This is a genomic window from Leisingera sp. SS27 (assembly GCF_028368855.1).
In the GTDB taxonomy this organism is placed as follows: domain Bacteria; phylum Pseudomonadota; class Alphaproteobacteria; order Rhodobacterales; family Rhodobacteraceae; genus Leisingera.
On sequence record NZ_JAQNCY010000005.1, the window covers coordinates 166,614 to 192,766 of the forward strand.

Below are 26,153 nucleotides of genomic sequence, written 5' to 3' on the forward strand. Positions count from 1 at the left end.
CCATGAACCGCATTCACTCCCAAGCCGACTGGATCGCCCGCGCCCGCGAAGTTCTGCCGGCGGCGGGCTTCGGCAATTTTGATGCCTCCATCGTGATCGCGCGGGGCGAGGGATCCCGTGTCTGGGACGAGGACGGAAATGAATACGTCGACTACCTGATCGGCTCCGGCCCCATGCTGTTGGGCCACGGCCACCCCGAAGTCATGGAAGCGGTGCTGGAACAACTGCCCAAGGGCATGACCTTCTTCGCCAACAACGCCAAGGGCATTGAACTGGCCGAAGCGATCGTCGAAGCTGTGCCGTGTTGCGAGCAAGTCCGGTTCGTCGCCTCTGGCGGTGAGGCGGATATGTACGCGATCCGGCTTGCCCGTGCCTATACCGGCAAGCCAAAGATCCTGAAATTCGAGGGCGGCTATCATGGCATGTCGGCCGAGGCGCAAATGAGCCTTGCACCCGCGCGCGAGGTGAATTTCCCCACGGCGGTGCCCGACAGCGCGGGCATTCCGCAGGCCGTGGCAGACGAGATGCTGATCGCGCCGTTCAACGATTTGGAGGCCGTGGCCTCTCTCCTCTGCGAACACAGCGACATCGCTGCTGTGATCGCAGAGCCCCTGCAGCGCATCATCCCCGCACAGACCGGCTTCCTGCAAGGTTTGCGCGATTTGTGCGACAAGCACGGTGTGCTTCTGATCTTCGACGAGATCGTTACCGGTTTCCGCCTCGCCTACGGAGGCGCACAGGACCACTATGGCGTGGCACCGGACATTTGCACGCTGGGCAAGATCATCGGAGGCGGCTTTCCCTTGGCCGCGCTCGGGGCCAGCGCCGAAATCATGGCGCATTTCGACAAGGCCGCCGTCGGAGCCGACAAGTGGCTGATGCAGCTGGGCACGCTCTCGGGCAATCCGGTGGCCTCTGCTGCGGGGCTCAAGACCATGGAAATCCTGCGGCGTCCGGGGCAATATAACCAGTTGCGTGCACTGGGTCAGACCCTGATGGACATGCAATCCGCAGCCCTGTCCGAACAGCGGATCACCCACCGCATCTGCGGCGGCCCAACGCTGTTCGACATCTACTTCACCGATGCCGATCCAGTCGACTATAGAACCGCCAAGCACCGCGACCCAAAGATCAACGAGGTCTGGAATACCACCTTGCGCTCCCATGGCGTCTTCAAATCGCCCGGGAAACTCTATCCATCCCTGGCCTTGAAAACCCGTGACCTGGAAATGTCCAGAACAGCCTTTGAGCGCGGGGCACAGGCTGTGTCGGAATATCTTACGAAGGCCAAGTGATTTGCAGTCGCGCGATTTGTTTGGCCTGCAATTCACGACCGCTTTGCCAGTTACACCAGACCCTGGCACTTGCTGTTTAAAAGGCGGTTTTCGTCTGTAATTGGTTACCAGGCTGAGCCCCCTCTACCCGCCTTGGTCAGCGACAGAAAGACGTCCTCCAGATCGGCTTCCTCTGTCTTCACGTCGCGGATCGAAATGCCAGCGGCGTGGACCGCGGCCAGCACCTCCTCGGCGCTGGTGGCCTGGCTGCGGTAGCGCAGGGCGACGGCGCCGTCTTCGCGCAAGTCCGCTTCGATGCCCGCCCCCTGCGGCAGCACTGTCACCGGCACCGCGGGCTGGACCACCATGGTCTTGGCGTCGAGCCGTCCCAAGAGGCGCGCTTTGGTGTCCCGCGCCACCACCTCGCCCTGGTTGATGATGGCGATCTCGTCGCACATCTCCTCGGCTTCCTCCAGATAGTGGGTGGTAAGAATGATGGTCATGCCTTGGGCGTTCAGTTTGCGGATGTTCTCCCACAGCATCTGGCGCAGCTCGATATCGACGCCCGCTGTCGGCTCGTCCAGCACCAGCACGCTGGGACGGTGGACCAGCGCCTTGCCCAGGAGGAGCCGCCGCCGCATGCCGCCGCTTAAGGTCCGGGCGTAGGCCTCTGCTTTGTCCTCCAGGCCGATCATCCGCAGGATCTCGTCACTGTGGCGCTCGGCCTTTGGCACGCCGTAAAGACCAGCCTGCACCTCCAGCGCGCCGCGCGGGGTGAAGAAGGGGTCGAGGTTCAGCTCCTGCGGCATCACCCCGATAGCGGCACGGGCCTGGCGCGGGTTTGCGTCCTGGTCAAAGCCCCAGATCGAGACCGAGCCGGAGGTCTTGCGCACCAGCCCTGCCAGGATGTTGATCATCGTCGACTTGCCTGCGCCGTTCGGCCCCAAGAGCCCGAAGACAGAGCCGCGCGGCACCGTCAGGTCGACGCCCTTGAGCGCGTGTTTCTCGGGCTGGCCCTTATGGCCCTTGTAGATTTTGCGCAAAGCTTTGATCTGGATTGCGTCCGCACTCATCGCCGCACTTGCCCCCGGTTTTTCCTTGGCTCATAAAAGCGCCTAGCCGAAAAGTGAAAGGACTGCCAGCCATGACCCCCGCCCCGTCCCATGAAGCGCCGGAAACCAGGACCGTGAACAGCCGCAAGGTGGCCTGCGACGGCAGCGAGGGCGCGCTGGGGCATCCACGGGTCTATCTGCAGATCCCGGAGGCCGAGGGGTTCGTCGAATGCCCCTATTGCGACTGTAAGTTCATCTATGAGGACGCCACGAAGGCCGCGGAGTGATCCGGGCCGCCCAAGGTTTCCAGGGCGGCGTCCGGGCGCCGGAAAATTCGAATTTTCCGGCCAAATTTCTTTGAAGAAATTTGCCTGCGTCCGATAGTGTCCGGTGCGGGAACCAAGCGCGGGCAGCGGGTATGGCACACTTATTAATCGTCTATCACAGCCGCACCGGCGGCAGCCGCCAAATGGCGGAGGCCGCGTTTGAGGCTGCGCGCGGCGAGATCGGAACCGTTCTAATGCGGGCCGAAGATGCCGGGCCTGAGGATTTGCTGGCGGCGGACGCCTATATTTTCTGCGCGCCGGAAAATCTGGCGGCGCTTTCCGGCCAGATGAAAGAGTTCTTTGACCGCTGTTACTACCCGGTGCTGGGGCGCCTCAACGGACGGCCCTATGCGCAGATGGTCTGTGCCGGGTCGGACGGCGAAAACGCGGCCCGGCAATGCGCGCGGATTGCCACCGGCTGGCGCCTGAAAGAGGTGCAAAAGCCGCTGATCCTCTGCACCCATGCGCAGACGCCGGAGGCCATTCTGGCGGAAAAGGCGATTCCGGAGGACCAGCTGGAGGCCTGCCGCGAGCTGGGGCTGGCCATGGGGGCAGGTCTGGCGCTGGGGGTGTTTTAGACAGGTTTCAGAATAGCTAAAACCTATTTTCCCATAACAGCCGGAGCGTGTTTTCAGGGGCGGGACTCACCTGCATAATGGACCGTCCGATGCCCGTAATCTCATCCAATTCAACTGTTAGCCAGCTGTCTTCCCAGTTTACCGACACATCTGCCGCCCCGTCCTCGAATAAAGGGAAAGGCAAAAACACTGGTGCGCAGGCGCAGGGTAAGGCGGCATCGGCCTCTGTCTGGAATGAAGCATCCGCAAAGCTCGATCAGCCGAAGGGGAAAAAGCCGGGATTCTTCTCGCGCTTGATGGCCAAGCCGACTGTCAACACGACTGGAGCAGGATTGCCAGAGGGTTCGAAAATCCAGAAACCCGCACTGCACAAAAGCCCGCCTCAGCTGTCGCAAAACATGCGGGACTGCAAGGAATTGCATGCGCTGCTGAAAGGAAGAGACGGCAGGCTTGCTGCCCCGCCGGAAGGTGCCGCCGCTGATGCTCTCTCACGGATGATGGAATCAAGCGCCGGCCACTCCGGGGCAGCATCGACCGCAGGACAGGCTGGAGGGTTTGAACTGCCGCCTTCACTTAGGCTTTTGACCGGATTGCTGGGGCCGGATCATCCAATTGAGGGACTGCATATCCTGCAGGACGTTTGCGAAACCGAGGCGCAAAGCCTTCCTGCGGGCAGCAGCAAACACGAACAGGACAAGGCCAAGCAGGACATTGCGGAACGTCTTGTTGGCGGTCTTGCCGGCCATCAGAAGCTGGACCTGCGGGAGGCACTCAGCAGTGCCAACATGAACAGCATTGCCGAAAGCCTTATGAACCAGGCGGAAACGCTCAGCGTTGCAGGCAATGAGGCCCAGATGTCACGTTCCATGGAAGTGCTGCAATGGGCTGAGCTGGTAAAGAATGCAGTGGACAAGGAGCTTCCCGGATATACTGAAAGCACAACCGCAGGCCCCGATGCAGCCGGGAAGCTGCCTGCGGTGAAGCTTGGGCTGTCGCCGATCAAGATCGACAGCACACTGAGCAAGGAGATTGCCTCAGGCATTGATTACACCGCCAAGCAGATCGCCAGCAGCACGTCCACCGAAGACATGCTTCAGGACATGTGTGAACGAGAAGAGGGTTTGACGACTTCTCGGGACGAGATCCTCAGCAAGATGGAGAGTGCTGAGTTTGGCAAGGAAAAGCTCAAGAACATTTCCGAGGACGGCAAGGTGCTCAGGTTCCATTTTGAAAGTGAAACACTCACGTTTTCAAACAGGGGCTGCGGCAACATGGAGTTCCGGGGCAGCAACCTGAAAGCGACAGCGGAGGAAACGGACTTTTCCAGCCTGCGGGAACTGATGGAAACCGGGAAGCAGAAATGGATAGATACAGCCACGCGCAATGCTGCAGTCGTGAACATCTTCAATATGGCGCAAGGACTTGGCACAAATTCCGTGCGCGAGGTCCGCGACGTGGCAACAACCTTCATGGACTCTAAAAAAGACATGCTGGATTCGCATGGAATTGACCGCCAGGAAGTCATGTCTTCACTGGTGAAGCTGCAGCACAAAGCTGAGGCCTAGGCGGCCGGGCTGCAGGCTGGCAAGCCTGGCCGCAGCCCTCCCTTCAGGCCCGCCAAACTCCAATTGCCCTTCCCGCCCGGATCACCGATAACCGGGAAACAGAACGGATACGGATTTCCAACGGGAGCGCGGCGGACATGAGCGGGACACACTTCGGCAAGGGCTGCCATCTGCATCTGATCGACGGCTCGGCCTTCATCTTCCGCGCCTATCACGCGCTGCCGCCGCTGACGCGCAAATCCGACGGGCTGCCAATTGGTGCCGTGGCGGGCTTCTGCAACATGCTGTTTAAGCAGGTCGAGGACAACAAGGGCCCGGATGCGCCGACCCATGTGGCGGTGATCTTTGATTACTCGGGCAAGTCGTTCCGCAATGAGATGTACGATTTGTACAAGGCCAACCGCCCGCCCGCGCCGGAGGATCTGGTGCCGCAGTTCCCGCTGACCCGCGAGGCGACCCGTGCCTTCAACATCGCCTGCAAGGAGATCGAGGGGTTCGAGGCCGACGACATCATCGCAACCCTGGCGCATCAGGCGCGCGATGCAGGCGGGCGGGTCACGATCATCTCGTCAGACAAGGACCTGATGCAGCTGGTCGGCGGCGGCGTCGAGATGCTGGATGCGATGAAGAACAAGCGCATCGACAGCGACGGTGTGGTGGAGAAATTCGGCGTCGGCCCCGAGCACGTGGTCGATGTGCAGGCGCTGGCCGGCGACTCGGTCGACAACGTGCCGGGCGCGCCGGGAATCGGGATAAAGACCGCCGCGCTGCTGATCAACGAATTCGGCTCCTTGGAGGAGCTGCTGGACCGCGCCGAAGAGATCAAACAGCCGAAGCGCCGCCAGACGCTGATCGAGAAGCGCGATCAGATCGAGCTGTCAAAAAAGCTGGTGCAGCTCGACTGTAATATGGCGTTGGACTTCACCCTGGACGATCTGGAGGTGAAGGAGCCGGATGCGGAGACCCTGCTGACGTTCCTGTCTGAAATGGAGTTCCGCACCCTGTCCAAGCGCATGGCCGATCAGTTGGGCATGGACGCCCCTGCGATCCCGGAGGCCCCTGCCGCCGCGGCGGTCTCCGCGGCAGCGGCGCCGGAAGCGGTGCCGTTCGACAAAGAGAAATACGAATGCGTCCGCGACGCAGGCGCTCTGCAGGTCTGGATCGACCGCATCCGCAACCGCGGCTGGGTGGCGGTGGATACCGAGACCACGGGTCTGGATGAAATGGTCGTCGATCTGGTCGGCATCTCGCTGTGCGTCGAGGCGGGCGAGGCCTGCTATATCCCCTTGGCGCACAAGGCCGGGGGTGATGATCTGTTTGGCGGCGAGGGCCTGTCCGAAGGGCAGATGCCGCTGGAAGAGGCGGTCGCGATGCTCAAAGACGTTCTGGAAGATCCGGCGATCATGAAGATCGGCCAGAACATGAAATACGACGCCAAGATCCTGCACCGCTACGGAGTCGATGTGGCGCCCATCGACGACACCATGCTGATGTCCTATGCGCTGCACGCAGGCATGCACGGGCATGGCATGGATGCGCTGTCCGAACGCTATCTGGATCACACGCCGATCCCGATCAAACCGCTGTTGGGCACCGGCAAATCGGCAGTCACCTTTGACCGGGTGCCGATTGACGACGCGGTGCCTTATGCGGCGGAAGATGCTGACATCACTCTACGCCTATGGCAGGTCTTCAAGCCGCAGCTGCATCAGGAGCGCGTGACCACGGTTTATGAAACACTGGAACGCCCGCTGGTGCCGGTGCTGGCGGATATGGAGCGCAACGGCATCAAGGTCGACCGCGATACTCTCTCGCGCATGTCCAATGCCTTTGCCCAGAAAATGGCGGGGCTGGAGGCGGAAATCCATGAACTCGCGGGCGAGACCTTCAACGTCGGCTCGCCTAAACAGCTGGGTGAGATCCTGTTTGACAAGATGGCGCTGCCGGGCGGCAAGAAGGGCAAGACAGGCGCCTATGCCACTGGTGCGGATATCCTGGAGGATCTGGCGACGGAACACGACCTGCCTGCGCGGGTGCTGGACTGGCGGCAGCTTTCCAAGCTGAAATCGACCTACACGGACGCGCTGCAGGACCATATCAATCCCGACACCGGCCGGGTGCATACGTCTTATGCCCAGACCGGGGCCAGCACCGGGCGCATGGCCTCGACCGATCCGAACCTGCAGAACATTCCAGTGCGCACCGAGGAAGGCCGCCGCATCCGCGGGGCCTTTGTGGCGGAAGAGGGCAATGTGCTCTTGTCGCTGGACTACAGCCAGATCGAACTGCGCATTCTGGCGCATATGGCCGGGATCGATGCGCTGAAACAGGCTTTTGCGGAAGGCGTCGACATTCACGCCATGACCGCCTCTGAGATGTTCGAGGTGCCGCTGGAGGAGATGACGCCGGAAATCCGCCGCCAAGCCAAGGCGATCAACTTTGGCGTGATCTACGGCATTTCCGGATTTGGCCTGGCGCGCAACCTGCGCATTCCGCGCAAGGACGCGCAGGGGTTCATTGACCGCTATTTCGAGCGTTTCCCGGGCATCCGCAAGTATATGGATTCGACGGTGGAGTTCGCCAAGGAGCACGGATACGTCCAGACCCTGTTCGGGCGCAAAATCCACACCGCGGAAATCAACGCCAAGGGGCCGAAGGCGGGCTTTGCCAAACGTGCGGCAATTAATGCGCCGATCCAGGGGACGGCTGCGGATGTGATCCGCCGGGCAATGATCCGGATGCCGGAGGCGATTGCCCATCTGCCCGCCCGGATGTTGCTGCAGGTGCACGACGAACTGCTGTTTGAGGTGCCGGAGGCGGCGGTGGAGGAGACCATCGAAACCGCGCGGCAGGTGATGGAAAACGCAGCCGATCCGGCGGTGCATCTGGACGTCAGGCTGGTGGTGGACGCAGGCCGCGGCTCGAACTGGGCAGAAGCGCACTGAGGCAGGTTTGCCATGGCTAGCGGGGTACTCCCGCCCGGCTTCGATCTGACGATCTCATCCCGTTGGGCATGGCGCCGCTGGCGCGGCGCGGATTGTGCCGCTCCCTCACCGCACCGGGTCAAGGGAGGCGCAGCCTCCGCGCGACCAGCGCGGCTTGCCCTTGACGCGGCCCGCCCTGAGAAGAATCGAAGAAGCCCCTAAGGGCAGACCTGCCCTTAGGGGCTTCTCAGCTCAATCCCTTTCGCGCCGCGCCAGCGGCGCCACGCCCAACGGCTGCTGCTGCATCTTTGATGCAGCTTGCAGCGGGCGGGAGAGCCCCCCCTGCCCTTTCACTGCCCCGTTTCAGCTGCCAGCGGGCTGCTTGACCAGTTTGGCGACCAGCCTGCGCACCATGGGCGCGGCGGTGAAGGCGACGGCGAAGGCGATCGGCCAGCTCAGGCTCCAGGCCTGCATCCAGGCGCCGCCGAACCCTGTGCCGAAGCCCAGCGCCTTCCAGGTAGCGACGCCAGTCACGATGAAGGACATCATCCCCGACAGGATCAGGCTGAACAGCACGGGCGCAAAACGGGCGGGGAGCATGGGCGGAGTCCTTTCACTGTTGCGGCAGCTTATGCCGTGCAGCAATCACATTGCAATTCACGAATATATATTCCGGCCTGCCGGAGCCATCATGCCGCATCCGGCGGGCGGATGGCGACAGCCACGATGCGGCGCACAAGCGGCGCCACCACCAGCACAACCGGAAAGGCCACCGTCCAGCTGTAGGCCCAGGCAGTCAGCCAGGCGGCGGCAAAGCCGTCATCCGCGCCGCCAACCCGCAGGGTGGAGATGCCCGACACGATCGAGGACATCATCAGCGACATCAGGAAACCAGACAGAAGCGGGGCAAAGCGGGCGGGGATCATGGCGGTCTCCGTGACAGCGGGGCATGGGGTGCTGCCTCAGATATGCGGAGACTTGGCTGCGGGACAATCTGCGCCGCTGCACAGATATCTGCGCAGGCGGACCGGAGGGACGGTCAGCGCATCCAGCCCAGGCTGTCCTCGGTGCGGCGGGTCGAGGGGGTGTATTCGGCGCTGACCCAGCCGCCAAAGCCGCTCTCGTCGATGGCCTCAAACAGCTGCTGGAAATCCACCGGCCCGGTGCCCGGCTCGCAACGGCCCGGGGCGGCGCCGATCTGCACATGCACGGCGCGGGGGCCGAAGGTCTCCCACACTTTGAGCGCGTCGCCGTGGATCATCTGCGCGTGGTAGGCGTCGTATTGCAGGCCGACATTGGGGCGGTCCACCGCGTCCAGCACTTCTATTGCCAAGTTGTAGTCGTCGAGGAAATAGCCGGGCTGGTCACCGCTGTTCAGCGGTTCGATGGTGAACTGCTGCTCCGGCGCGCGATCGGCAGCCCATTGCAGGTTTTTGATGAAGGTCCTTTGGGCGTCCGCCCCCTTGGCGTAGCCAGCCATCACGTGGATCTTGCCCGCCTTCAGCGCCTCGGCGTAGCGCAGCACCCGGCGGATATCGCGCTGGAAGCGGTCGACGCCCTCCGGCACCGCCGCATAGCCGGGCATGCCGCCGGTGTAATTGGGCGGCGGCGCATTGATCAGCAAAAGCCGCAGACCGTTCGCCATCAGCGCGCGCTGGGTTTCCTTGGCAGCGATTTCATAAGGGTAGAGGATTTCAACCGCCTCAAACCCAGCCGCGGCGGCGGCCTGGAACCGGTCGAGATAGGGCAGCTCGGCAAACAGCAGCGAGATATTGGCCGCGAAGCGGGGCATAGGATTCTCCTTGTTGACTGATGGTCTAGCGCCGCTCTGCCGGGCAGCCAAGGCGTCAAAAGAGCAGAATTTTCCTATTAAACTTTCGTTAACCGAAGGCGAGCTGGTTATTGCCGCCGGCAGTCTGGCAACTGGCAGCATCGGCGCGCGCATGTGGAGATAACACCCTGACCCCCAGCCGGCCTAAGCTGATCCCATCACAGGAGAATGCAATGTGCGATGCGAAGGGAACTGCCAAGCCGGTCACCAGAATTGACAACAGCCGGGTCCGCGTGACCGAGTGGCACTTTGCCAAACGGGGCGACAACACAGGCTGGCACCGGCACGAATTCGATTATGTCGTGGTGCCGCTGTTTGACGGGGTGCTGGAAATCGCGCACCCGGACGGGTCGCGTACTGAAGCAGTGATGCAGCACGGGGTGCCCTACTTCCGCGAGTCGGGCGTCGAACACGACGTAATCAACGGCAATGACTTTGCCTGTGCCTTTGTCGAAACCGAGCTTTTGGAGAATGCTCCCTCCAGCTAGGGTTCAGTCCCCGTCCAGCTCCGCGGATGGAATCAGCGGGAAGAATTTGCCGCCGGACCAGACGCCGAACCAATCTTCATGGTGTTCACTCAGTTCCGCCAGCCGGTAAAAGCTCTTGCGGTCTATGAGCGCCTCAAGGCCTGCGCGGATCATGACATAGGGGGATGGCTCGCCGGATTCGGGGTCGCGCTCTGCACGGATCATGTGGTCCGGCCCGGCTGCGGCACTGTCGCCGATGTTGGTGGTGAAGGTGATCACCTGATCGCGCCCCTGCCCCGCCACATCGAAATCCACCGCCACAAAGGGCGCGTCCTCGACCGTTATGCCGACCTTTTCGACCGGAGTCACAAGGTAAAACTTGCCGCCCTCCAGCTTGAGGATGGAGGCAAACAGCTTGACCAGCTCAAACCGGATGAACGGCGTGCCGAGGTAGTACCACGCGCCGTCGCGGGCGATGCGGATATCCAGATCGCCGCAAAACGGCGGGTTCCACAGGTGGACGGGCGGCAATCCCCCGCGCTTTCCCGCCTCCTTTCCGGCCGCTTTTGCCGCCGCGGCAATGCCTTCGGCATCGGGGGTCACGGGTTTTTGTCCGCTCATTGCTTTTGCCATTTCCTGTCAGCACGATAGAGTAACAGCATATATCCGGGAAACGAGGAATGTCATGCCTGAAACGGACGATCTGCTGAGGGGTATCGAAGCGCTGGAAGCCAAGCTGCAAGAGGCGCGCGCGTCGATCACCAAACGCTTTATCGGACAGGAGCGGGTGGTGGACCTCACGCTGTCGGTGCTGCTGTGCGGCGGCCACGGGCTGCTGATCGGCCTGCCGGGGCTGGGCAAGACCCGGCTGGTGGAGACGCTCAGCACGGTGATGGGGCTGGATGGCAACCGCATCCAGTTCACCCCAGATCTGATGCCTGCTGACATTCTGGGCTCCGAGGTGCTGGATACAACGGAGGACGGCCACCGGTCGTTCCGCTTTGTGCCGGGGCCGGTGTTCTGCCAGTTGCTGATGGCGGATGAGATCAACCGCGCCAGCCCGCGCACCCAATCGGCGCTGCTGCAGGCGATGCAGGAGCGGGTGGTGACGGTGGCGGGCGAGGACCGCTCCCTGGGCGCACCGTTCCATGTGCTGGCGACCCAGAACCCCATTGAACAGGAGGGCACCTATCCGCTGCCGGAGGCGCAGCTGGACCGGTTCCTGCTGCAGATCGACGTGAATTACCCGGACCGCGCGACTGAGCGGGATATCCTGCTGGCGACCACCGGGGTTGAGGAAGAGGCCGCCTATGAGGTGTTTACCGCCGCTGAGCTGATTGAGGCGCAAACCCTGCTGCGGCGGATGCCGGTAGGGGAATCGGTGGTCGAGATGATTCTGGACCTGGTGCGCGCCTTCCGGCCCGACGAGCCCGATGTCTCTGACCATGTGGCGCAGACCGTGGCTTGGGGGCCTGGTCCGCGGGCGGCGCAGGCACTGATGCTGGCGGTACGGGCACGGGCGCTGCTGCAGGGGCGGCTGGCGCCCAATGCAGAAGACGTGCTGGACATGGCGAAACCGGTCCTCAGCCACCGGATGCAGCTGAACTTTGCCGCCCGGGCGCGGGGTGAGAGCCTGGCAGCGCTGATCGAGGAAACCGCAAGCGAACTGGCCCGGACCGGGGCCGCCGCGTGACAAGGCCTGCGGCCTCTGACGCTGCAACCGGATTGCGGCACCGGGCGGAGGCCGAGGCAAGCGCCCTGCCGCCCCTCTTGGTGCAGGCGCGGCACTTGGCAGGCTCTGTCCTGATGGGCGAGCATGGCCGCCGCCGGGCTGGAACGGGGGATGATTTCTGGCAGTACCGCCCGGCGCAGGCCGGCGACAGCCGCCGGATGATCGACCATCGCCGGTCCGCCATGGGCGATGTGCAATATGTCCGCGAGCGCGAATGGCAGATTGCCCAGACGGTGCATCTGTGGGTGGATACCGGCGCCTCGATGCGCTTTGCCTCCGCGCCCAAGCTGCCGCAGAAGGCAGAGCGCGCGCGGCTCTTGGGCCTCGCCGCCGCAGTGCTGATGGTGCAGGGCGGCGAACGCGTGGGCCTGACGGGCGGCACCCTGCCGCCCCGGCGCGGCAATGTGCAGATCCTGCGGCTGGCAGAGGCGCTGATGGATGACGATGCAGAGGATTACGCCCCGCCCGGACACCGGGCGCTGATACCGCATGCGCGCGCCTTGTTCATCTCAGATTTCCTGGGGCCTTATGAACCGGTCGAGCAGGCCCTGTCCAAGGCCGCCGCGCGCGGGGTGCGCGGCGTGCTCTTGCAGGTGCTGGACCCGGCGGAGGAGGCCTTTCCCTTCTCCGGGCGCACGCTGTTTCAAAGCATCGCGGGCGGTGTCACACATGAAACACTGAAGGCCTCTGCCCTGCAGGAGCGCTATCTGGACCGGCTGGCGGAACGGCGGGACGCGCTGGAACGCCTCTGCCGCGAGGCCGGCTGGCGGTTCGGGCAGCATCACACGGGCGATCCGGCGCAGGCGGCGCTGATGTGGCTTTACCATGCACTGGAACGGACCGCGCCATGACAATGATTGCAGGCATCGGCTTTTCCGCGCCCTGGCTGCTGCTGGGCTTGCTGGCCCTGCCGGTGCTGTGGCTGCTGTTACGGGCGATCCCGCCTGCGCCGAAGCGCCAGCCGTTCCCGGCGGTGACGCTGCTGTTGGGCTTGAAGGATGACGAAAGCCTGTCGGACCGCACGCCGTGGTGGCTGCTGCTGCTGCGCCTTCTGGCGGTGGCCGCGGCGATCATCGGCCTGGCCGGGCCGGTGCTGAACCCCGCGACCGAGGATGCGGGCGGTAGCGGGCCGCTGCTGATCGTGATGGACGCCAGCTGGGGCGGCGCGGCGGGCTGGAAACAGACCAGCGCCCAGGCCGCGGTGCAGCTGGACGAGGCTGGACGGGCGGAACGCCCGGTGGCGGTGCTGCGTCTCAGCGCGCCGGAACGCCTGCAGTTCCGCGCCGCAAGCGGCTGGCAGCGGCAGCTGGCCGGGCTGGTGCCGCTGCCTTGGCAGCCGGGGCCGGAGCAGCTGGCGCAGGCGCTGGAGGCAATTGGCGCCGCAGAGGGCGGGTTTGACACTGTGTGGTTCAGCGACGGGCTGGATTATCCGGGCCGCGACGGGCTGATCGAGGCGCTGGGGCAGCGCGGCGAAGTAGAGGTTTTTGAACAGCCCTTGCCAGTCTTGGGACTGATGCCTGCAAGCTACACCGGCGGAACCATTGAACTGACAGTGCAGCGCAGCCGCGGCGGGCCGGCGCAGGAGATCTCCGTGGTGGCGCAGGGCAAGGATCCGGGCGGCACCGAGCGCAGCCTGGCCTCGCTGCCGTTGCGGTTTGCGGATGGCGCCCGCAGCGCCTCTGCCGAACTGTCGCTGCCTGCGGAGTTGCGCGCACGGCTGTCGCGGTTTGAAATCAGCGGCGTGAACTCGGCGGGTGCGGTGGCGCTGACCGATGACAGCCTGCGGCGGCGGGAGGTGGCGCTGGTCTCCTCGCAAAGCGCCGATGAGGGCCTCGCCCTCTTGTCGCCGCTGCATTACCTGCGCCAGGCGCTGGCGCCCTCAGCCGAGCTGCTGGAAGGCGCGCTGCGGGATCTGCTGCCTGCCAATCCGGATGTGATCGTGCTGGCCGATGTGGCGCGGCTGGCGCCCGCACAGGAAGAGGCTGTGATCGATTGGGTCGAGAACGGCGGTCTCTTGCTGCGCTTTGCCGGGCCCCGGCTGGCGGCCAGCGACACCGCGCGCAGCGGTGAAGAACCCTTGATGCCGGTGCGCCTGCGGATTGGCGGCCGCAGCATCGGCGGCGCCATGAGCTGGGGCGAGCCGAAGACGCTGGCGCCCTTTGGCGAAGGCTCGCCGTTCTACGGGCTGGAGGTGCCGCAGGAGGTTTCGATCAGCTCGCAGGTGGTGGCGCAGCCGGATCCGGAACTGGCCGGCCGGGTGATTGCGGAACTGGCGGACGGCACGCCCCTGGTTACCCGCAAGACGCTGGGCCAAGGCCAGGTGGTGCTGTTTCACGTGACCGCCAACGCAGAGTGGAGCAGCCTGCCGCTGTCGGGCCTGTTCGTGTCGATGCTGGAGCGGCTGGCGGTCTCCTCCTCGGCCGCGCAGCCCAAGGCAGAGGATCTGGAAGGCACCACCTGGACGCCGGTCGAGGTTCTGGACGGTTTCGGCCGGCTGGAGGCCGCAGAGACGCTGCCCGGTGTGGCAGGCCCGGATCTGGTGGCGGCACCCGCGGGGCCGGAGCTGCGGCCCGGGGTTTATGACGGCGGGCGGCGGATGCTGGCGCGCAATGTGCTGCGCCCGGGCGATGAGCTGACGGCCGCGCGCTGGCCTGCCTCGGTTGCGGTCAGCGGCTATGGCGCGCCGCAGGAGCTGCCGCTGGGCGGCACACTGCTGACGCTGGCGCTGGGGCTTCTGGCGCTGGATGTTCTGGGCACGCTGGCGGTTTCCGGCCTGCTGGGCCGCGCCCGGACAGCGGCACTGGCGGCAGCACTGGGTCTGGCGGCGCTGGTTCCCGCGCAGGAGCTGAGGGCGCAGGACGCCGCCCTGCCCGCCCCCTCGCAAGCGCAAACCGAAGATGACCTGCGGGCGGCGGCCATTGCCTCGGAACTGGTGCTGGCGCATGTGCTGACCGGCGACGCGCAGGTGGACCGGGTCGCGGCGGCAGGCCTGCGCGGGCTGACGGACACGCTGTTCTTCCGCACTTCGGTCGAGCCCGCCGCGCCGGTAGCTGTTGATCTGGAGCGCGATGAACTGGCGTTTTATCCGCTGCTCTACTGGCCCATCACCCGTGGCCAGCCGCTGCCTTCGTCTGAGGCATATGCCAAGCTCAATACCTATCTGCGGTCGGGCGGGATGATCCTTTTTGACACCCGGGACGCGGATCTGGCGGCCTCGGGCGCGACCAGCCCGGCGGCGCGGCGGCTGCAGCAGATTGCGCTGCCGCTGGACATTCCGCCGCTGGAGGTGGTGCCAGAGGACCATGTGCTGACCCGTGCCTTCTACCTGCTGCAGGCCTTTCCCGGCCGCCACGGGCGCGGCCCGGTCTGGGTCGAGGCGGCGCCGCCGGATGCGGAACAGGCCGAGGGCATCCCCTTCCGCAACCTCAATGACGGGGTGACGCCGGTGGTTATCGGCGGCAACGACTGGGCCGCAGCCTGGGCGGTGGATGACAACGGGCGGCCCTTGCTGCCTGTCGGGCGCGGGTATGCGGGCGAGCGGCAGCGGGAGCTGGCGTTCCGGTTCGGCGTCAACCTGGTGATGCATGTGCTGACCGGCAATTACAAATCCGACCAGGTGCATGTGCCGGCCCTGCTGGACCGGTTGGGGCAATAGGAGTGCTGCGATGACACAGACGATCCTGTTCGACCCGCTGGTGCCCTGGCCGGTGATCTGGGCCGCGGGGGCTGTCACTCTGGCCGCCCTGCTGCTGGGGGTGTGGAAGGGCCTCGCGGGCTGGGCCTTGCGTGCCTTGGCGGCGCTGGTGCTGCTGGCGGCTCTCAGCGGTCCGGTGCATCAGAGCGAGGACCGCGCACCGCTGAGCGACATCGTTATCGTGGCAGAGGATCAGACCGCCAGCCAGCAGCTGCGGGACCGCCCAGAGCAGTTGGCGCGCGCCCGCAGCCAGCTGAAGGCAGCGCTGGCGGACCGTCCAAACACCGATGTACGCTGGATTACCGTGCCGGATGGCGAAGGCGACGAGGGCACAAGGCTGATGGCAGCGGTTGCGCAGGCGCTGGCGGATGAGCCGCGGGCGCGGGTGGCGGGGATCATCGCGCTCAGCGACGGGCAGGTGCATGATGCGGAGCAGCCGGTGAACCTGCCCGCGCCGATGCATCTGCTGCTGACCGGGCGCGCAGACGACTGGGATCGGCGCCTGATCGTGAAAAACGCCCCCGGTTTTGCGATCATCGGCGAGCCGGTGAAGCTGACAATCAGGATCGAGGATCAGGGCGCGGTGCCGGTGCAGGGCGGCTTTGCCGACATAGAAGTCTCGGTCGCGGGCGGGCCGCCGCAGCGCTTTGCCCTGCCAGTGGGCGTGGATTTCGAACTGCCGATGGTGCTGAAGCACGGCGGACGCAACGTGATCCAGTTCTCTGTGCCGGAAGAACCGGGCGAGCTGACCGCGCGCAACAATCAGGCGCTGGTGCAGATCAACGGGGTGCGCGACCGGCTGCGGGTCTTGCTGGTATCAGGTGAGCCGCACGCGGGCGGACGCACCTGGCGCAACCTGCTGAAGTCCGACAGCGCGGTGGACCTGGTGCATTTCACCATTCTGCGCCCGCCGGAGAAGCAGGACGGCGTGCCGGTGGAGGAGCTGTCGCTGATCGCCTTCCCGACCCGCGAGCTGTTCCTGGAGAAGATCGAGGATTTCGATCTGATCATCTTTGACCGCTACAAGCGGCGCGGTATCCTGCCGGCGGTCTATCTGGACAATGTGGCGAATTACGCGATGGGCGGCGGCGCGGTGCTGGTGGCGGCCGGCCCTGACTTTGCCAGCGCCGACAGCATCTATCGCTCGCCCTTGTCGCTGATCCTGCCGGCAGAGCCGTCGGCGCGGGTGCTGGAGGAGGCCTACCGCCCGGAAGTGACGGATCTGGGCAAGCAGCACCCCGTCACATCGGGCCTTGAGGGCGCGGCGGACTGGGGCCGCTGGCTGCGCCAGATCGAACTGCGCACACCGGAGGGCCACGTGCTGATGAGCGGTGCAGGCGAACGGCCATTGCTGGTTCTGAACAGGGTGGGTGAGGGCCGGGTGGCCCTGCTGGCCTCAGACCATGCCTGGCTGTGGAGCCGCGGATACGAGGGCGGCGGGCCGCAGCTGGAACTTCTGCGCCGCCTTGCGCACTGGATGATGAAAGAGCCGGAGCTGGAGGAAGAGGCGCTGTGGGCCGAGGTCTCGGGCCAGCGGATGCGCATCCTGCGCCGAACGCTGGCGGGCCGGGTCGGGCCGGTGACGGTGACCGCACCCGATGGCTCTGCCGTGGCGCTGGAGCTGCGCCAAACCGCACCGGGTCAGTGGGAAACCCGCTATGAGGGGCCGGAGCCGGGGCTGTACCGGCTGGAAGAAGGCGAGGAGAGCACGGTGGTCGGGCTTGGGCCTGCGGCGCCCAAGGAGCTCGAGGAAACCATTGTCACCGGGTCCGTGCTTGCACCGGTGCTGGAGCCGGTTCGCGGCGGCATCCTGCGGCTGCAGGACGGGCTGCCGTCTTTGCGTAGCGTGCGGCCCGGGCGGCCCGCGTCGGGGCGCGGCTGGATCGGCCTGACCCCGCGGGAGGCCTATGAGACGCTTTCCGTATCCCAGGGCCCGCTGCTGCCGGGCTGGCTGGCCCTGCTGCTGGCGTCCTTCTTCATCCTCGCAGGCTGGCTACGCGAGGGACGGCGGTAGGCAGGTCTCGCAACCAGTGTTCTCCCGCCTTTCACAGGTTTTCAGATGAAAACTCGCGACAGTTGGGCCTAGCGCCGCGCCAAAGGCGCGGCGCGGGCCGCTTCGGGCACAGCCCGAAGCGAAACACCTCCTGCGACCGGCAGCAAATTATTCTTTGAAGAACACCTGCACCACCGGGTTACCCGGCAGCCCGTCGTAGGTCACGCTGACCCCGCCCTTGCCTGCCTGCGGCGGGAACAACGGGCCGAAGGACCCTACCGAGATCAGGTCACCCGGTTTGAACACCACCCCTTTGGAGCGCAGCCACAGCACGGCATTGACCGGGTTGCCCAGAACCGCCCGGCCCGGTGCCTGTACCAAAACGCCGCCGGCCGCATCGTGCATCGTGACGGACATCTCTTCCAGCATCCGGGCCATCGCCGCCGGGTCTTCAACCGGCACTGGCGCGCCGAGGACGCCGAGCCGGGTGCCAACGCCCATTGCGGTGATGGTCTCCGGGGTGAAGGGCTGGCCCTTGGCAAGCGTCAGATCCGGCAGTTCGATGAAGGGGCGGATGACGGAAATATGGGCCAGTGCCTCTTCCGGCGTCGTGGCGGCGTTGATGCCAGCATCTGCAACCACCAGTACAAGGTCAGCCTCCATCATTGGGATGGCGCCCCAAGGCGCATCCAGAGTCGCCCCATCCTCCAGCATCACATTCTGGTACAGCAGGCCCCGCACAGGTTCCATAGCACCAAAACGCTCTTGCGCCGGTTTGCTGGTAAGACCGGCCTTGTAGCCGATCACCGGCCCCATATGCGGCTCCAGTGCAGTGGAGAGTTTGGCCTGAGAGCAGAGCGCATCCTCCATGCTGCCGCCGGGGGATAGCGCCTGTGCCGGGGTCTTGGCCAGGTAACTGTCCACGAAGGCGGCGATTTCGGCATCACTGGCGCAGGCGGCTATGGCGGCAGGGGGGATGAGAGCCAGAGCACAGGCGGCGAGGAAAGGTTTCAGCATGAACGGGCCTCAGGGCAATTTGCGGGATCAATCAATCCGCAGGTTAACCCGGTCGGAGCGGCCGGCGCCATCGACAATCACCAGCGAGGAGAAGCCGGGGCCGGGGCTGGGCAGGGAGAACTCGCGCCTTCGCTGGCCCGTGAGCACCGGCTGTCCGTTGGCCATCACCAGAAACGGCGCGGTGCCGCCGCGGAGTTTAAGCGTGAGGTCCGCGCCCTCCAGAATCAGCCGGGCGCCTTCGGGCGGGAAGATCAGTTCGGGCGCGTCTGCGGGGCCTGAGAAGGCCGCATCGCGGGGGCGGAAGCGCTGCAAGGGCGGCGGCAGGTCTGCGGAGCTGACGATCAGCGTGGCGGGCGGCGGCGGCGGCAGCGGGTCGAGCGCGGGCTTCAGCCGCCCGAAGGCCTCAAACAGGACCGGGGCGGCCAGATCGCCGCCGAAGATACCCGGCACCGGCGTGCCGTCGGCGCGGCCCATCCAGACGCCGATCACATGGCGCCCGTCCCAGCCGATCACCCAGGCATCGCGATGGCCGTAGGAGGTGCCGGTTTTAAAGGAGATGGTGCCTGCGCGCGCGCCCGCAGGCACCGGCAGGCCGCGCAGGATGTCTGCCACCTGCCAGGCGGCTTCGGGGGAAGTAAGGCGGCCCGCGGGCTGGCGTGCCTCGCCTTGCATCACACGCAATTCCGGCCCCTGCCCGCCTGCCGCCAGCCCGGCGTAAAGCTGCACCATGTCCTGCAGGCTGATGCCGAGACCACCAAGGGACAGCGCCAGCCCCGGCGCGCCGCCGGGCAGGTCAGGCTTGGCACCGACGGCCCGCAGCGAGGCCATCACCCGCGCCGGACCAAGTTCCTGCGTCAGTTTCACCACGGGGATATTGAGGGACAAATGCAGCGCCTCGCGCACGGTTATGTCGCCGCGGAATTCACCGTCGAAGTTCTGCGGCGCGTAACCTGCAAAGTTGACCGGGCCGTCATGGATCAGGGTGTCCGGATGCGCAAGACCCTGGTCAAAGGCAAGGCCGTAGATCAGCGGTTTCAGGGTGGAGCCGGGAGAGCGGATCGCCTGGGTCATGTCGACAAAGCCGCGGCGGGTGGCGTCGGAGTAACCGGGGGAGCCGGCCATCGCCAGAACCTCACCTGTCTGATGGTCGGCGGCGATGAGGGCGGCGGAGAGGCGCGGCCCGGTGCGGCGGGCTGCCTCAGCCAGCAGGGTTTCCATCCGCACCTGCACCGCGCCGTCGAGCGTCAGGCGCAGCTGACGCATGCCCGGGTGCCGGGCTGCCACCCGGTCCGCAAGATGCGGGGCAAGGCGCGGGAAGGCGGCCATGCGGTGCGGCAGCGGGGTGCGACGGGCGGCCTCGGCCTGTTCCCCGGTCAGGATACCCTGGTGGTGCATGCGCTCCAGCACCCGGTCGCGGGCCTCGCTGGCGGCCTGGGGAAAGCGGTCCGGACGGCGGCGCTCGGGGCTTTGCGGCAGGGCCACCAGCAGTGCGGCCTCTGCGGACGTCAGGCGCTTCGGCTCCTTGCCGAACCAGCTGTAGGTTGCCGCGCGGATGCCCTCTGCCGCGCCGCCATAGGGGGCGTGGGTCAGATAGAGGGTGAGGATCTGATCCTTGCTGAGTCGGCGCTCCAGCGCCAGCGCCACCCGCATCTGCCGCAGCTTGCCCGCCCAGCGGCCGGTGGTGCCGTCCTCCAGCAGACGCGCAACCTGCATGGTGAGGGTGGAGCCGCCGGAGACTGTTCTGCCGTTCCAGAGCGCCTGCCCCGCGGCGCGCAGCAAGGCGATGGGGTCGACACCAGCGTGGGAGCGGAACCGCTTGTCCTCGTAGCGCAGGAGCATATCGAGGAAGCGCGGATCGACGTCCTGTGGCTGGACGGCGAGGCGCCAGAGGCCGTCGCCTACGGGGTAGGCGCGCAAAAGCTTGCCGTTGCGGTCGAGGACTTCGGTGGATGTTTCCCCGAGGGTGAGCGGAAGGTTTGTGCGGTCGATCCAAGTGTCGAAGGCGCGATAGGCCGTAAAGATTGCAATAAGCAGAACCGCTAAAGCAACGGCATACCATTTCAGCCTTTTGCCTGGCCAAAGGCCGGGCAGCGCCCGTCCCGCTCCCCACGGGGCGGGACGGGCGCTGCCCTTCGCTTTGGTCCGCCAGCGTCTCACCTGACTTCCACACGCCCCGTTGCCGTGCGGGCGCGGTATGCGGGACGGTACATGTCCTCAACCGAGGCGGCCGGGTGGTGGAACACGCCGGGTGTCACCGCGCGGACCACATAGGCCAGCGTCACCTGCGATGCATCGCGCACATTCACCGCCGCCAGGAACCGGTCGCTGCGGAACTCGGCGTGCTCGGCCTCTGCCGGGTTCAGCCAGTCGAGGTCGCGCAGGTCACCGGAGCGCAGAAGGTTCGGGTTGTCGATCTCAAACCCCGCGGGCAGCGGATCGTTGATCATCAGCCTCGCACCGGTCTTTTCATGCGGTTTCACCCGGAGGACCGCCACAAACCGCGCGCCAGTTTGTACGGACTGCACCTCCAGCGGCTGGCCTTCCAGCGAATAGTAGCTGCGTTTGATGGTGTAGCCGAAGCCGCCCGCGGCCGGCGGAACTTCTGGCACGCCAAGGGTGGTGAGGGTTATTTCAGCCGTTTTGCCGCTGGCGGCGGTCAGTGCCAGTTCCGGCACGTCCTGACCGCCAGCAGCCTGAACGAACGGCCCCTGCACGGGCTGGCCGTTGACCAGCAGGCCGGAGTCTTCGGGGTATTGCGTCAGTGCCTGGGCGGCCATCAGGGTCCAAGCGGACTCCTGGGTGGAGCGGTATCCGCTGGCGTTTGAAAGCCGCGCCGTCAAGCTGGCGCGGTCCAAGGCCTCAGACCCCGCTTCTGCCGCCAGTGTCAGAACGCCGGCGGTGTCGCGCAAACGGGTGCCGAAGTCGGCGCGCCAGAGGCGGGCTTCATCCTGCCCCTCGCTGCCGATCATCTGCGCTGCGCGGGCAAACATCCGGTCCGCCCGGCGCTGATCCCCATAGGCCGCCAGCGCCGCGCCTAACTGCGCGGCAGCAAGGGGCGTCGCAAACCCGTCGCCCTTCACATCCGCATAATAGCGCAGGTCGCCCATCTGGGCCGCGCCTTCGCGGGCCAGCACCAGCAGGGCATAGGCGATCTCCTCACCGCCGATGTCGAAGTCGGGGGCATAGTTGATGCGGTTGCGCAGGTTGTCCATGGCCTGCGCGAAGGCCTGCTGCGGTACCTCATATCCTTGGGCGCGGGCACGGCTGAGGAAGTCGCTGGCGTAGGCATCCAGCCAGAACTCGCCGCTGTCAGCGCGCCATAGGCCAAAAGCGCCGCTGGGGGCCTGCCGGGTCAGCACCTGGCGGATGGCGGCGTTGATGCGCTTGTCCACCGCCGGTCCGTTGCCCAGCCCGGCCGCCTGCGCGACAGAGCTGAAATAGAGGAGCGGCAGCGCCTTGGATGTCACCTGCTCGGTGCAGCCGTAGGGGTACTGGTCCAGTTCCGCCAAGAGGCCCGGCACGTCGAATTTTGCCAGCGGGCCGGAGGATATGGTGGCACGGGCAGTGCCGGGGCGGAGGCCGGTGAAGACGTCCTTGCTGAACAGGAAGGTGTCGCCTGCCGCCAAGGTGAAGCGGCGGGTCTGTGATACCACCGGATCATTGGCACGGACCGGCATCCGCAGGGTCTGCTGCAGCTCCTGCCCGTCGGGCGTAGTGAGGGTGAGGGTCAGCTGGTGGTCGCCAACGTTTTCTGCTGTGACCGGCAGTTCCAGCACGGTCTTGCCTTGTTCCTGCAAGGTGACAGCGGCAGGCAGGCTGCCAAGCGCCAGGCCGCCTGCGGCGGTTGCGGTCAGCTGCATTTCGCCTGCCGGGCCGTCGGCGTGCACGATCTCGATCCTTGCGCGGCTCTCATCACCCGGCGCCAGGAAGCGCGGCAGCGAGGCGGTGACCACCACAGGGTCGCGCACCAGCATGTCGGCCTCTGCCTGCCCCACGGCCTTGCCTGACCACGCGACTGCCATAAGCCGCACAGTTCCGTTGAAGGCGGGGAGCGTCAGAGGGAACTCAGCCTCGCCATTGGCATCAACTTTCAGCGGGCCGGAGAACAGCGCCACCAGGTCCTGAGTGGGCGGCGGCGATTGCATCTTCATGCCGCTGTCAGCGTCGCCGCCGGAGCGGATGCGGCCCATGGCGCCATTGCCCGGGTCGATGAGGCGGCCGTAGACGTCACGCAGCTCCACGCCTAAACGGCGCTGGCCATAGTAATGCGCGCTGGGATCGGGGCTGGTGAAGCCGGTGAGGTTGAGGATGCCGTGGTCCACCGCAGCCACGGTGAGCCAGACCTCCTCGCCCTCAGCCGCGCCACCCACGCGAAGTTTCGCCACTTGGGTGCCGCGCGGACGGGCCACGTCGGGGACGTCAATCGCGACCTGCAGCTGCTGGCCGGGCTGGGTGACGCTGGCGTGGGCCAGCCCCAGGGCGCGCAGCGGGGTGCGGCCACGGTCGCCAGCCACGGGCTGGATCACGGTTGCCGTCACATAGGCGCTGCTGCCCCAATCCTGCGTGACCTCCAGCGGGATCACGGTTTCGCCGGCCGGAACTTCCACTGCCACACGGTAGATCAGATGGTTGGAGACCACCGAGACCAGCGCCGTGCCTGCGGCCTGCGGCACGATGCGCAGGCGGGCTGTGTCGCCGGGGGTGTAGCTTTCGCTATCCAGTGACAGCTCCAGCCGCGCGGGTGTTTCAGAGCTGCCTTCGGGCGCGTACCAGCCGGCATAGAAGTCATAGGCGGCGGAGGCATATTCGCCATCAAGGCGTTCCACCACCAGCTCATAGCGGCCCCAATCGACGGGCTGGGAGAGCGCCAGGGGTTCGCTGCCCAGCTGCGCCTCGCCGGTGGCGATGCGGGTGCGGCGGGTAATCGGCTCCCAGTTCCAGTTGCCGTAGAGCTGATACCATTGATAGCGGGTTTCGACCCGGTTCAGGGTCCATTTGACCCGCATCGGCATTGGCGCCAGGTCCGGGGCCAGGGCGATGAGTTCGAAACCTGCCTCGGAGCCTTCTGCCGCGACCTCGTCAAACTGCGGCTTGATGCCAAGGACCGGGCCTGCGGGCCGCACAGGCAGCTCCATCGTGCGTTCCACCGGGCGGGCGGATCCATCGGAAACGCGGGTGGTGAGAGTGGCCAGCAGCGGTTTTCCCTCGGCCGGGGTGGCAGCGGGGAGGCTGGCAGCAATGACAGCGCTGCCGTCTGTGCCGGTTTCCTGGCCGCCGAAGTATTCGGTCTGGGCGGAGGAGGCCTCGTCATAGCGGCCGAAGCGGAAGCCGGGCCACTGCTCCAGCGTATTTGCGGCGGTGAGACGGAGGCTGCCCTCTACCTTCAGGCCTGCGCCGGGGGCGCCGAACAGGTAGTCGGCTTGCAGATCAATCTGGGCTGCACCGCCGGGCTGGAGGGCGTCTGCGTTGGCAACCTGCTGGGTAAAGTCGATGCGCTCAGGCAGGAAATCCTCGACCAGGATCTGGCGGCTGGCGAGCGCCGGAGCCTTGAGGTCGCTCTTGATTTCGATCCGCCAGGTGCCGCGCGGGGCGGCGGGGCCGGTGGCGAGCGCAAAGACATGGCCGCCCTGATGGACTGCGGCGGAAGTCTGGCGGGTGTATTCCACCCCGTCCGGGCGCAACAGGATTGCAGTCAGCGGCATACCGTCGATGGCCTGCGCCTTGCTGTCACGGGCCAGCGCGGTCACATGCACCGTTTCCCCGGCACGGAAGGCGCCGCGGGTGGTCGCCAGGAACACGTCCACCGGCCCCGGCGCGGGGCGGCCCGCAACGCCGCGGTCCGACAGGTCAAAGGCGGCATCGTTCAGCGGCAGGAAAGTGAAGTCGCCCTCCCCTGCCCGCGCGGTGATCAACGCAGGCGCCGCGCCACCGGTGCCGCGGGTGAGGCCGGGGGCAAAATGCACGTAACCGCTGGCGTCGCTGCTGGCGGTCGCCAGAACCTCGTTGGCGGCAGAGATCAGGCTGACCTCGGCACCCGCCTGCGGTTTGGCATCGCGCAGCCCCTGCACCTGAACATGCAGGCCATCGCTGCCGGACATGGTGCTGAGGCCAAGGCCGGTCAGCACGAACCACTGGGTGGCGCCGGCATCGTCATAGGGATCTGCCCCCGGCACCCGGGCGGTGAGCGCGTAAAGCCCCGGCGTCTTCTGCCCGGTCAGCGCATCGTCAAGCGGCAGACGGCTGGTCATCACCTGGTTGATGGCGGTGTCGACACTGGCACTGCCGGTCCAGATTTCCTCGGCAATATTCGCAGCGAAATGCTCATCCTCCCATTGCGAGAGCGGCTTGGCGAAATAACCTTCCTGCAGGGTACGCAGCACGTTGCGGCTGCTGACCCGGCGCAGGCGCAGGTCCATGTCTGTGACATTCACCGTCTCCACCGGCAGCGCCGCTGCGCCGCCCGCGGGCAGCACATAGGCACGGCCCGGGAAGCGGACCTGCGGGGACCGGTCACGGACATAGTGGGTCAGTTCCACGTCCTTCAGCAGCTGCTCGCCGCTGGCCGCAGGCAGGCCGCGGCGCAGGGTGATGCGGTAGCGTTTGCCATGCTCCACCCCGTCCAGGCACAGCTGGCGGCCCTGGGCGGTGACGGCGAGGCTGGCCTCATCCATACGGACGTAATTTTCGTAATCGGTGCCGGCCTGCTCCAGATCTTCCGAAAATTCAGCGCAGATGCGCGGCGCGGCGCTGTCGCTTTCCACCGTGCTGGAGGTAACGCGGAAGCCGTATTTGCGGATCGCATAGTTCAGCAGCTCGGCATTGGCCTTCAGCGGAATGATCTCCTCTGCCAGATACAGGAGCGGCAGCATATCCCGCCCGCGGCCCAGTGTTTCCACCGCCTCAGCCGCTTGGCGCAAAGCCTGGGCCTGTGCCTCGGGCGCCGCGGCCCGCAGATAACCGTTCAGTGCTGCGGAATAGGACTGCGCACGGTGGCGGCGCTGCTGGCTGCGGCTGCTGCTGTCCTTGGCAGCACGCAGCAAAAATCCCGAAAATTGTGTCCAATCCGCGGCGTCGTCCTCCAGCACAACAGACTGCGCCATCCAGCGCAAGGCAGCGAAGGCCTCACCCTCCCGCCGCAGGGCGCGGGCGGCGGTTCGCGCCTCACCTGCGTCATTGGTTTCCAACGGGTAGTCCAGACCCAAGGACCGGGAGAGGCCGGCAGCGCGCTGCAAGTCCTGTTCCGGCAGGAAATCCAGCCGCGCGGCGCGGGCCGCCGCAGCAGCAGCCAGACCGGGCGCCGCAAGTTGCTTCACCGCAGTCAGGGCGCCGGCATAGGGGCTGGACTGTCCAAGTGCAGATTTTGGAAAGCAGGCGTTAGCCCTTTGATTGAAGACGAAGCCGGCGCAGTCCTCCTGTGCTGAACAGGCCCTGGCGCAGGATCCGGCGTCTGTATCAAACAAGGGCTGCAAGTCAGAGCCGAAAAAATCTGTATCCGCGTAGGCGCGGTAACGGAATTCAGGAACCGCCTGCTGCGCCATGGCAGCCGGCAGAAACATAACAAAAGCAATAAAATAGGGAAAAGCAGAAGCAAACAGACGCGGCATGGCACCCTCCAAAACTGGGGTCAGGCTGACACGGGCTTAACGTCATAGCAAGATTCCTCCGCGTAACAAAAAGGGAGAGCAGCGCGGCTGCCCTGC

19 protein-coding genes are annotated in these 26,153 nt (G+C 65.7%); 10 read left to right on the forward strand and 9 right to left on the reverse strand.

Going from position 1 to position 26,153, the window contains the following annotated elements:
- Positions 1-2: 2 nt before the first annotated feature.
- Entirely contained in the window at positions 3-1,295 is a 1,293-nt protein-coding gene (locus N6L27_RS12815) for an aspartate aminotransferase family protein (RefSeq protein ID WP_271907666.1), read from the forward strand.
- Positions 1,296-1,399: 104 nt separating this feature from the next.
- Here the strand turns inward: N6L27_RS12815 and N6L27_RS12820 are convergent, their stop codons facing one another.
- A complete protein-coding gene (locus tag N6L27_RS12820; RefSeq protein WP_271907667.1) occupies positions 1,400-2,347 on the reverse strand; it encodes an ABC transporter ATP-binding protein in 948 nt (315 codons plus the stop codon).
- A gap of 71 nt (positions 2,348-2,418) precedes the next feature.
- Here N6L27_RS12820 and N6L27_RS12825 point away from each other — a divergent pair, with 71 nt between their 5' ends.
- The gene (locus tag N6L27_RS12825; protein ID WP_271907668.1) at positions 2,419-2,613 is read left to right on the forward strand and encodes a zinc-finger domain-containing protein; all 195 of its coding nucleotides are present in this window, start codon (positions 2,419-2,421) and stop codon (positions 2,611-2,613) included.
- A gap of 131 nt (positions 2,614-2,744) precedes the next feature.
- Positions 2,745-3,230 (forward strand): flavodoxin family protein, encoded by a 486-nt coding sequence (locus N6L27_RS12830; RefSeq protein WP_271907669.1) that lies wholly within the window; start codon positions 2,745-2,747, stop codon positions 3,228-3,230.
- A gap of 569 nt (positions 3,231-3,799) precedes the next feature.
- Here N6L27_RS12830 and N6L27_RS12835 read toward each other — a convergent pair.
- A complete protein-coding gene (locus tag N6L27_RS12835; RefSeq protein ID WP_271907670.1) occupies positions 3,800-3,976 on the reverse strand; it encodes a hypothetical protein in 177 nt (58 codons plus the stop codon).
- 63 nt (positions 3,977-4,039) lie between these two features.
- On the opposite strand from N6L27_RS12835, the gene N6L27_RS12840 reads away from it, so the two are divergent.
- The gene (locus tag N6L27_RS12840; RefSeq protein WP_271907671.1) at positions 4,040-4,795 is read left to right on the forward strand and encodes a hypothetical protein; all 756 of its coding nucleotides are present in this window, start codon (positions 4,040-4,042) and stop codon (positions 4,793-4,795) included.
- A gap of 137 nt (positions 4,796-4,932) precedes the next feature.
- Positions 4,933-7,740, forward strand: a complete 2,808-nt coding sequence (gene polA, locus N6L27_RS12845) for a DNA polymerase I (protein WP_271907672.1) — start codon at positions 4,933-4,935, stop codon at positions 7,738-7,740.
- 342 nt (positions 7,741-8,082) lie between these two features.
- Here polA and N6L27_RS12850 read toward each other — a convergent pair whose 3' ends face one another.
- The 3 genes from N6L27_RS12850 to N6L27_RS12860 all read right to left on the reverse strand — a co-directional run bounded on the left by N6L27_RS12850 (position 8,083) and on the right by N6L27_RS12860 (position 9,511).
- Positions 8,083-8,319 carry a DUF2798 domain-containing protein gene (locus N6L27_RS12850; RefSeq protein ID WP_271907673.1) on the reverse strand — a complete coding sequence of 79 codons (237 nt, stop codon included), beginning with the start codon at positions 8,317-8,319 and terminating at the stop codon, positions 8,083-8,085.
- A gap of 89 nt (positions 8,320-8,408) precedes the next feature.
- Positions 8,409-8,645 (reverse strand): DUF2798 domain-containing protein, encoded by a 237-nt coding sequence (locus tag N6L27_RS12855; protein WP_271907674.1) that lies wholly within the window; start codon positions 8,643-8,645, stop codon positions 8,409-8,411.
- 113 nt (positions 8,646-8,758) lie between these two features.
- Positions 8,759-9,511, reverse strand: a complete 753-nt coding sequence (locus N6L27_RS12860) for a hydroxypyruvate isomerase family protein (protein ID WP_271907676.1) — start codon at positions 9,509-9,511, stop codon at positions 8,759-8,761.
- 212 nt (positions 9,512-9,723) lie between these two features.
- Between N6L27_RS12860 and N6L27_RS12865 the strand changes: the two genes are divergently transcribed.
- Positions 9,724-10,038 (forward strand): cupin domain-containing protein, encoded by a 315-nt coding sequence (locus N6L27_RS12865; RefSeq protein WP_271907677.1) that lies wholly within the window; start codon positions 9,724-9,726, stop codon positions 10,036-10,038.
- 3 nt (positions 10,039-10,041) lie between these two features.
- Here N6L27_RS12865 and N6L27_RS12870 read toward each other — a convergent pair whose 3' ends face one another.
- On the reverse strand, positions 10,042-10,638 hold the full coding sequence (locus tag N6L27_RS12870) for a DUF1285 domain-containing protein (protein ID WP_271907678.1): 597 nt from the start codon (positions 10,636-10,638) through the stop codon (positions 10,042-10,044).
- A gap of 64 nt (positions 10,639-10,702) precedes the next feature.
- Here N6L27_RS12870 and N6L27_RS12875 point away from each other — a divergent pair, with 64 nt between their 5' ends.
- From N6L27_RS12875 to N6L27_RS12890, 4 genes are read left to right on the forward strand one after another with little or no spacing between them, the layout of a single operon-like run.
- A complete protein-coding gene (locus tag N6L27_RS12875; RefSeq protein WP_271907679.1) occupies positions 10,703-11,710 on the forward strand; it encodes an AAA family ATPase in 1,008 nt (335 codons plus the stop codon).
- Positions 11,707-12,600, forward strand: coding sequence for a DUF58 domain-containing protein (locus N6L27_RS12880; protein ID WP_271907680.1), 894 nt, complete (start codon positions 11,707-11,709; stop codon positions 12,598-12,600). Before N6L27_RS12875 ends, N6L27_RS12880 begins: the two co-directional genes overlap by 4 nt.
- Positions 12,597-15,404, forward strand: a complete 2,808-nt coding sequence (locus N6L27_RS12885) for a DUF4159 domain-containing protein (RefSeq protein WP_271907681.1) — start codon at positions 12,597-12,599, stop codon at positions 15,402-15,404. The genes N6L27_RS12880 and N6L27_RS12885 overlap by 4 nt, the downstream gene beginning before the upstream one ends.
- A gap of 10 nt (positions 15,405-15,414) precedes the next feature.
- The gene (locus N6L27_RS12890; protein ID WP_271907682.1) at positions 15,415-17,457 is read left to right on the forward strand and encodes a hypothetical protein; all 2,043 of its coding nucleotides are present in this window, start codon (positions 15,415-15,417) and stop codon (positions 17,455-17,457) included.
- 147 nt (positions 17,458-17,604) lie between these two features.
- Here the strand turns inward: N6L27_RS12890 and N6L27_RS12895 are convergent, their stop codons facing one another.
- The 3 genes from N6L27_RS12895 to N6L27_RS12905 form a co-directional block, all read right to left on the reverse strand.
- Positions 17,605-18,453 (reverse strand): 2-keto-4-pentenoate hydratase, encoded by an 849-nt coding sequence (locus N6L27_RS12895; protein ID WP_271907684.1) that lies wholly within the window; start codon positions 18,451-18,453, stop codon positions 17,605-17,607.
- A 27-nt stretch (positions 18,454-18,480) separates the two neighbouring features.
- Positions 18,481-20,517, reverse strand: a complete 2,037-nt coding sequence (pbpC, locus tag N6L27_RS12900; protein WP_442915777.1) for a penicillin-binding protein 1C — start codon at positions 20,515-20,517, stop codon at positions 18,481-18,483.
- A gap of 89 nt (positions 20,518-20,606) precedes the next feature.
- On the reverse strand, positions 20,607-26,057 hold the full coding sequence (locus N6L27_RS12905; RefSeq protein WP_271907686.1) for an alpha-2-macroglobulin family protein: 5,451 nt from the start codon (positions 26,055-26,057) through the stop codon (positions 20,607-20,609).
- Between the last annotated feature and the right edge of the window lie 96 nt (positions 26,058-26,153).

Excerpts from the sequence above, each read along its gene's own strand:
- N6L27_RS12825 (WP_271907668.1), top strand. The coding sequence starts at position 2,419 with ATGACCCCCGCCCCGTCCCATGAAGCGCCGGAAACCAGGACCGTGAAC.
- N6L27_RS12815 (WP_271907666.1), top strand. The coding sequence starts at position 3 with ATGAACCGCATTCACTCCCAAGCCGACTGGATCGCCCGCGCCCGCGAA.
- N6L27_RS12835 (WP_271907670.1), bottom strand. The coding sequence starts at position 3,976 with ATGGCCGGCAAGACCGCCAACAAGACGTTCCGCAATGTCCTGCTTGGC.
- N6L27_RS12850 (WP_271907673.1), bottom strand. The coding sequence starts at position 8,319 with ATGCTCCCCGCCCGTTTTGCGCCCGTGCTGTTCAGCCTGATCCTGTCG.
- N6L27_RS12840 (WP_271907671.1), top strand. The coding sequence starts at position 4,040 with ATGAACCAGGCGGAAACGCTCAGCGTTGCAGGCAATGAGGCCCAGATG.
- N6L27_RS12830 (WP_271907669.1), top strand. The coding sequence starts at position 2,745 with ATGGCACACTTATTAATCGTCTATCACAGCCGCACCGGCGGCAGCCGC.
- N6L27_RS12855 (WP_271907674.1), bottom strand. The coding sequence starts at position 8,645 with ATGATCCCCGCCCGCTTTGCCCCGCTTCTGTCTGGTTTCCTGATGTCG.
- N6L27_RS12860 (WP_271907676.1), bottom strand. The coding sequence starts at position 9,511 with ATGCCCCGCTTCGCGGCCAATATCTCGCTGCTGTTTGCCGAGCTGCCC.
- N6L27_RS12870 (WP_271907678.1), bottom strand. The coding sequence starts at position 10,638 with ATGAGCGGACAAAAACCCGTGACCCCCGATGCCGAAGGCATTGCCGCG.
- N6L27_RS12820 (WP_271907667.1), bottom strand. The coding sequence starts at position 2,347 with ATGAGTGCGGACGCAATCCAGATCAAAGCTTTGCGCAAAATCTACAAG.
- N6L27_RS12865 (WP_271907677.1), top strand. The coding sequence starts at position 9,724 with ATGTGCGATGCGAAGGGAACTGCCAAGCCGGTCACCAGAATTGACAAC.
- polA (WP_271907672.1), top strand. The coding sequence starts at position 4,933 with ATGAGCGGGACACACTTCGGCAAGGGCTGCCATCTGCATCTGATCGAC.
- N6L27_RS12895 (WP_271907684.1), bottom strand. The coding sequence starts at position 18,453 with ATGCTGAAACCTTTCCTCGCCGCCTGTGCTCTGGCTCTCATCCCCCCT.
- N6L27_RS12875 (WP_271907679.1), top strand. The coding sequence starts at position 10,703 with ATGCCTGAAACGGACGATCTGCTGAGGGGTATCGAAGCGCTGGAAGCC.
- N6L27_RS12890 (WP_271907682.1), top strand. The coding sequence starts at position 15,415 with ATGACACAGACGATCCTGTTCGACCCGCTGGTGCCCTGGCCGGTGATC.
- N6L27_RS12905 (WP_271907686.1), bottom strand. The coding sequence starts at position 26,057 with ATGCCGCGTCTGTTTGCTTCTGCTTTTCCCTATTTTATTGCTTTTGTT.
- N6L27_RS12885 (WP_271907681.1), top strand. The coding sequence starts at position 12,597 with ATGACAATGATTGCAGGCATCGGCTTTTCCGCGCCCTGGCTGCTGCTG.